Consider the following 5,957-nt stretch of genomic DNA (forward strand, 5'->3'; position numbering starts at 1 on the left):
GTGACAACGATTAGGTGTAAATCAAATACCTATGAAATTTGGAGAATATGCGAGTAAATGAGAGATAATTGAACTTTATTGAAGGAGGATATAAAATTTGAGAGAACTGCTAACTAACCGGTTTGTCCGGATGATTTTCTTATCGGAATTATTTTTGCAAGCCGGGATCTGGGTACGGAATTTTGCCGTACTGTTGTTTGTTACAGATAAAACGAACGGAAATCCGCTTGCGGTATCGATGATTTCAGTCGCAGACTATTTGCCAATTTTCATCTTTAGTTTTATCGGCGGGGCATATGCGGACCGGTGGCAGCCAAAGAAAACGATGATCTGGTGCGATTTGCTTAGTGCCGCCTCGGTTTTTGCCGTGATCGGTGCGCTTATATTTGGTTCGTGGCAGGTGATCTTTTTTGCCATGCTCGTTTCTTCCACTTTATCGCAATTTTCGCAGCCGTCGGGATTAAAGCTGTTCAAAATGCATCTGGAAGAAAGCCTGATTCAGCAGGGGATGGCGGTGTACCAGACGATTTATGCCGTGTTCATGATTTTCGGCCCGGTGATCGGCACATTTGCTTATCAAAGGTTAGGAATTGATCTTTCGATAACCATTACCGGGGTGGCCTTCCTGCTCTCCGCAGCGACCTTGTCTTTTATTCCGCGCGATGAAAAAGTAAAAAAGGCCAAAAATATGACAAATATTTTCCAGGAAATGAAAAGCGGGGTTCGTTATGTGCTTGCAAAGAAGGAGCTCAGGCTGCTTGGCTGCGGATTTCTTACTGCCGGGCTCGGCGTTGGTTTCATTCAGCCAATGAATATTTTTCTTGTAACCGATCGTCTCGGCCTTCCGAAAGAATACCTCCAGTGGCTCGTGATGGTAAACGGGATCGGCATGATTGCAGGCGGCGCGTTTTCAATGTTTTTTTCAAGATCCACTTCCCCGCTTAAGTTGCTCGTTACCGGACTGCTCGCGAATGCCCTCGGGCTTGCGGTGATCGGCGCGTCAACTTCTCTTTGGCTGACGCTTGCTGCGGAGCTGGTTTCCGGCCTGTTCTTGCCAAGCATTCAAATCGGGATCAGCACAATGGTTTTACAAAATACGGAATCGGACTATATTGGCAGGGTGAACGGCACGCTTTACCCGCTTTTCACGGGGGCAATGGTGATCACGATGAGCCTTGCCGGCCTGGTGAAAGTATGGCTGTCGGTGACGGCTGTTTTTGAAATTGCGGCGTTATTTTTTATCATCGGCCTCTGCTTTGCCTTCCCGTTAATGAAAGAAAGATCACACGCGAGGTGAAGTCTTTGCGGGATAGGCAAGAGGCAAACATATTTGCAAAAAAAGTTTTCCAAAAGAGGATGCTTCGAAACGGCGGAAGCACCCTTTTTCGTATATCGTTCTATAAAAATGAATGGACAGCAGGGCAGTGAAAGGGGAATAAAAGCCTTGATTTCGAATCGGCAAAAACAAATATTATGGTTGTTACAAAAGTCGGATGGCCCTCTGAATGCGAAGGCCATCGGGGAGCGGCTGGGCATTAGCGACCGGACGGTAAGGGAGGAAATTCGGCAAATTCAACAGAAAAGCGATGAGCTTGGCGTAAAATGGAAATAAAGGAATGCTGCGGGCAAATTCGTTTTGTTCCCATGGCCGGCAACCTGTTTTCCCACAGGCTGCCAGGAACAGGCGGAAAGGAAATATTACGGCCTTTGCATGATTCGTTTAGGGCTTACTGAACAAATCAGATAGTTGAAGTTGCTGCCTAACGCAAATTTTATAAAACTTCTTATTCAAAATGTTTCCTAGCATCATGATTTACACTTCTGCCGGCCGTTCACATTTATGCTGTTACTTTGTGCTTAGTTTGTGCTCAAGCTGTTGTACAATTTGCGCGTGTTTTTCTTCTGACAGCTTGATTTTGAAAAAGTAGAGCAATGCTGCAATGGCAATTAAAATCATCGGGCCGAAGAAAATGAAAAGTTTAAAGATGGACAGCCCATGGCTTGAGATATCACTCGGGAGGGCATTCCCTGTCATACCGGCAAGTACGGCCGCTATCCCGACAATCCCGTTGGAAAAGGCGCCGGCCAGTTTATCAAGCAAAGGGCGTACGGCTAATGTGATAGACTCATTCCGGTTCCCAATTTTTAATTGTCCGTATTCCACACTGTCGGTAATCGTCATAAGCGCGGCCAGGAAAATCATCGGATAAGGGAAAAAGTACAGCGAAACAGCAACCAAAACAGGAATTAAATGATGCCCGGCCGTTAAAAACAGCACGTAACCGCAAAGCATGAATATAATGCCGCCGGTGTAAATGGTTTTGCGTTTCACCCATTTCACCATGACCGGGAACAGGGCAACAGATACCATTCCTAAGATGGCCGTAATCACGCCGACTAAATAATAATCACTCTGTCTTCCTAACACATATCTAAAATAGTAAATTAAAAGCGAGTTTGTAATCGTATACCCGAAGGCAAAAAGAAAATAAGAGAGTGCCAGCCACATTAACTGGTCATTTTTGCCGAGCACTTTAAACACATCGCGAAGGCGAATCTTCTCGGCGCTTTCCCGGATCAAGTTCTTTGTTTCTTTCGTCCCCCAAATGGTGGCCATCGCCCCTAAAAAAGAGACAAGCGCAATGACAATTGCAAAACCGAGCCACCCGGCGCGTGTTTCCGTCTCACCTGATGTACCGGAAAAAATATGGGAGAAAAAAGTAACGAGCGGTACAACCGCGATGACAACGCCCTGGGCTCCTAACGTAGAGCCGAAACGGGAAATCGTGCCGAATTTGGCCCTTTTATCCGAATCAATCGTTAAAGCCGGCAGCATCGACCAGAAAGAAATATCCTTAATAGAATAAAATACATCAAGAATCACAAAAATAATGCCAAATAGAATCAAATAAAGATACGGGCTTTTTGTCGTTAAGCCGCCTAAATTGGTAAAAATAAGAATCAGCCCGATTGAACTTACAGCCGCCCCGGTAAACAGCCATGGTTTAAATTTTCCGTAACGCGTTTCCGTATTGTCAATGATACCGCCAATAAACGGATCTAACGTGATTTCAGCGATACGGATCACGACGATCATGGTCGTTACAATCCCAATCATTTTCGCACCCAATCCCGAATGGCTGTTGTCAAAAAGCTGGCTGGTGACAAAGATCATAAAATAGGTGCTTAAAGCGCTGTAAAAAGCATCATGTCCAAAAGCCCCGAGTGCATATGACAAATACTGTTTCAACTGTTTCATTCTTAACTCCTCCTGCCTGGGTTTGCCTGTATAAAGCTTCATAATTTTTACTAAAAACTTTGGAGTTTCAAACGAGAATAATAGAGGAAAATCATAAAAGCGCTAACATAAACCGCTTACAAAGAAAGGATATGCCAATCTAACCGCGATGTCAAGTGATTTTTTAGTAAAGTTTTACTAAAATGCGACGTACTTTTCTCTACGAACATGTTCCACGTTTTCCAAAAGGGGAAAGCCTCTTTCCGGCTCGTCCGCCATGCCCACACCGGCATCAAGGATGAACGGATGAAAGAGATTCTCGCTTATATTGGGAAAAATTACCGTAAACCGATTACACTCGCGCAAATCGCCAACCGTCATTATTTGTCGCTTTACTACTTATCCCGCTATTTCAAAGAACAAGTGGGTGCCAGTTTCTCCCAATATATCAAACAGCTCCGTTTGAAATCGGCAGTCCGCGAGCTTATTTATACGGACCACCCGATTACCCGGATTTCCCTGAACAATGGTTTCCCAAATGTAAAGGCATTCAATAAAGCTTTTAAAGAAAAATACCGGCAAACGCCTTCCGAATATCGCCGTTTTCACCAAATCGAACTTTCGGATACGGAGGAAGGGCGAGGAAAGAAAAAATCCACATTGCTGAAGTCGCCCCAATTTTTCATGGAAGTCAGCAAATACATTTCGGACCGGGAAAAAAGCACGATGCTGACGGAACTGGCGGTCTCCACCGTCTATATCGATCTGCCGCCGGAGCCTGTGTTCACTGGCGAAAAAGGTGCAAAAATACTGGCAATCGGGAACCTGGAATGTGCTTTGCATGAAGAGGTACAGGCGGAGTTGAGGCTCGTCCAGGAGGAAATCGGATTTGACTATGTCTATTTTTCTAATCTGTTTTCGGACAGCTTTGCGATGACACCCCCCTCTATCAAATTGGCGGGCAATTTTACCAATTTTACCAGATGGATGCCCTGTTGAACAGTTTTCAACGGCTTGGGCTTGTGCCTTTCATTCGCGTGGAGGTTGAGAAAGAAGCAGCAGACAGTGCCGGATATTTAAAGAAGCTGGATGCCTTTTTACAGCACAGCCTTCAATACTTTGGCAGCCCTTTTGTCGAAAAATGGCGGTTTGAATTGGCTTTCAGGGAGTGGGGCGGCACGCAAAAAAACTTTTACCAGGCTTTTTATCAAACAGTGAAGAAGCGGGCTTCTGCTGTGAAAGTAGGCCTGCATGTGCCGGTTTCTCCGGAAGCTTCTAAGGCAGCCTTTTTGAAGCAAATTTCCGGCCAATGCGAGTTCGTTTGTTTCACTTGCAACCCCAATGAAAAAGTGGATTTTACCGATATGAATAACCGTACCTTTGAAGGTGTAAATATCCTCTTTTTGTAACCGCCGCATGATATGGCATGTTATTTTGTTGCTTCGACACCATCAGCGCGAATAGGCGGCGCATCATCATACGCATTTTCAATATGCTCCAGTGAACGCCCGGTTGTTCTTGGTGCCAGAAGGGAGATATCCAATATGACAATAATCATTGCCAGCGCCACGATCGCAAACATTGTTGTTGCACCTTGATGCTCCAAAACTGGCAATAGAATGAAAGGCATTAAACCGCTCATCAGCCGGCTTACGCTATAAGCTGCACCGGTTGCCGTTGCCCGGATCTCAGTTGGAAAGATTTCCGCCTGCAGGACATGAAAAGCATTTGAAAAAATATTGCTGCACAGCGTATAAATAAATCCAAAAACAATGATCATGGAAGCAATAGTCCCCATTCCAAATAAAATTCCAAACACGCCCATGCCAAAAGCTGAAGCACTAACAAGCCATTTTCTGTCAATTTTTTCGATGAGTGGAACGGAAAGCAGAGCACCAAGCGGGTAGCCGATAAACGAGAGTGCAATATACTCTAAGGAATGACTAATATTGTAACCTTTTTGCGCTAACACAAGAGGTGACAGTGTACCAAACCCGTAATATCCGATCGTTTGGAAAATTTGGAAAATGTAAAGCATGATTGTATTCTTCATCCATTTTTTTTGGAAGATCGGCCTGCTTTGCCTGTCCTGTTGAGCGGCATCACGCTGTGTCAGGGAAGCCTTTGCACGGAATTCCTCTGCTTGTGTCTTACTGCCACCCAATTTTTTAAATACTTCTGCCGCCTCATCCCACTTCCCTGCCGTTGCCAGCCATCTCGGGGATTCCGGCAGCAAGTGTGCTGTTAAAAAAACAATAAGGGCACCAATCGAACCGATCATAAACATCCATCTCCATCCTTCAATTCCAAGCGGTGTTAACGGAACAAGCATGCGAGCCAGGAATCCCTCGGCCGGAATGGAGAGAAATGAAAGCGTATAGGCCCAGGCAATGTATTTTCCGCGCTTTGCTGTCGGGATGATTTCACTTAAATAAGCATCACATAACGCAGGCTGTGCACCGAGACCCAAGCCTGCCAAAAAACGGAATAAAATAATGAATCCAACGTTCGGACTTAATGCAATGCAAAAGGTAAAAATGCTGTAAATCCCCAGATTGATAAGAAATGCTTTTTTCCTTCCGATTTTGTCGGCCAGTCTGCCCAAAAAGATAGCTCCGATAAACATCCCTAGAGCCTCTGCCAAAATAAAAAATTACCCTTGAACGAGGCTCTAGAGAATTAATGATCCTGTTTTTTTCTTTTCTTCCAGGTTTTCAAA

The 5,957-nt window shown here is 44.9% G+C and carries 6 protein-coding genes; 4 read left to right on the forward strand and 2 right to left on the reverse strand.

Features of this window, described 5'->3' with window-relative positions:
- Nucleotides 1-97: 97 nt before the first annotated feature.
- Nucleotides 98-1,297 carry an MFS transporter gene (locus IC21_RS14230; RefSeq protein ID WP_029143032.1) on the forward strand — a complete coding sequence of 400 codons (1,200 nt, stop codon included), beginning with the start codon at nt 98-100 and terminating at the stop codon, nt 1,295-1,297.
- Nucleotides 1,298-1,330: 33 nt separating this feature from the next.
- Nucleotides 1,331-1,612: an HTH domain-containing protein gene (locus IC21_RS14235; protein WP_017552572.1), complete on the forward strand. Its 282-nt coding sequence runs from the start codon at nt 1,331-1,333 to the stop codon at nt 1,610-1,612.
- A gap of 234 nt (nt 1,613-1,846) precedes the next feature.
- Here IC21_RS14235 and IC21_RS14240 read toward each other — a convergent pair whose 3' ends face one another.
- Nucleotides 1,847-3,259 (reverse strand): glycoside-pentoside-hexuronide (GPH):cation symporter, encoded by a 1,413-nt coding sequence (locus IC21_RS14240; RefSeq protein WP_029143031.1) that lies wholly within the window; start codon nt 3,257-3,259, stop codon nt 1,847-1,849.
- Nucleotides 3,260-3,544: 285 nt separating this feature from the next.
- Between IC21_RS14240 and IC21_RS17450 the strand changes: the two genes are divergently transcribed.
- Both IC21_RS17450 and IC21_RS17455 read left to right on the forward strand, forming a co-directional pair.
- Nucleotides 3,545-4,237 carry a helix-turn-helix transcriptional regulator gene (locus IC21_RS17450; protein ID WP_035176763.1) on the forward strand — a complete coding sequence of 231 codons (693 nt, stop codon included), beginning with the start codon at nt 3,545-3,547 and terminating at the stop codon, nt 4,235-4,237.
- Complete coding sequence (locus IC21_RS17455) at nt 4,234-4,647, forward strand: hypothetical protein (protein ID WP_029713911.1); 414 nt, start codon at nt 4,234-4,236, stop codon at nt 4,645-4,647. The genes IC21_RS17450 and IC21_RS17455 overlap by 4 nt, the downstream gene beginning before the upstream one ends.
- Nucleotides 4,648-4,667: 20 nt before the next feature.
- Here the strand turns inward: IC21_RS17455 and IC21_RS14255 are convergent, their stop codons facing one another.
- Nucleotides 4,668-5,864, reverse strand: a complete 1,197-nt coding sequence (locus IC21_RS14255; protein ID WP_080651047.1) for an MFS transporter — start codon at nt 5,862-5,864, stop codon at nt 4,668-4,670.
- Nucleotides 5,865-5,957: the final 93 nt, after the last annotated feature.

This window comes from Heyndrickxia coagulans DSM 1 = ATCC 7050, from assembly GCF_000290615.1.
Taxonomy (GTDB): domain Bacteria; phylum Bacillota; class Bacilli; order Bacillales; family Bacillaceae_C; genus Weizmannia; species Weizmannia coagulans.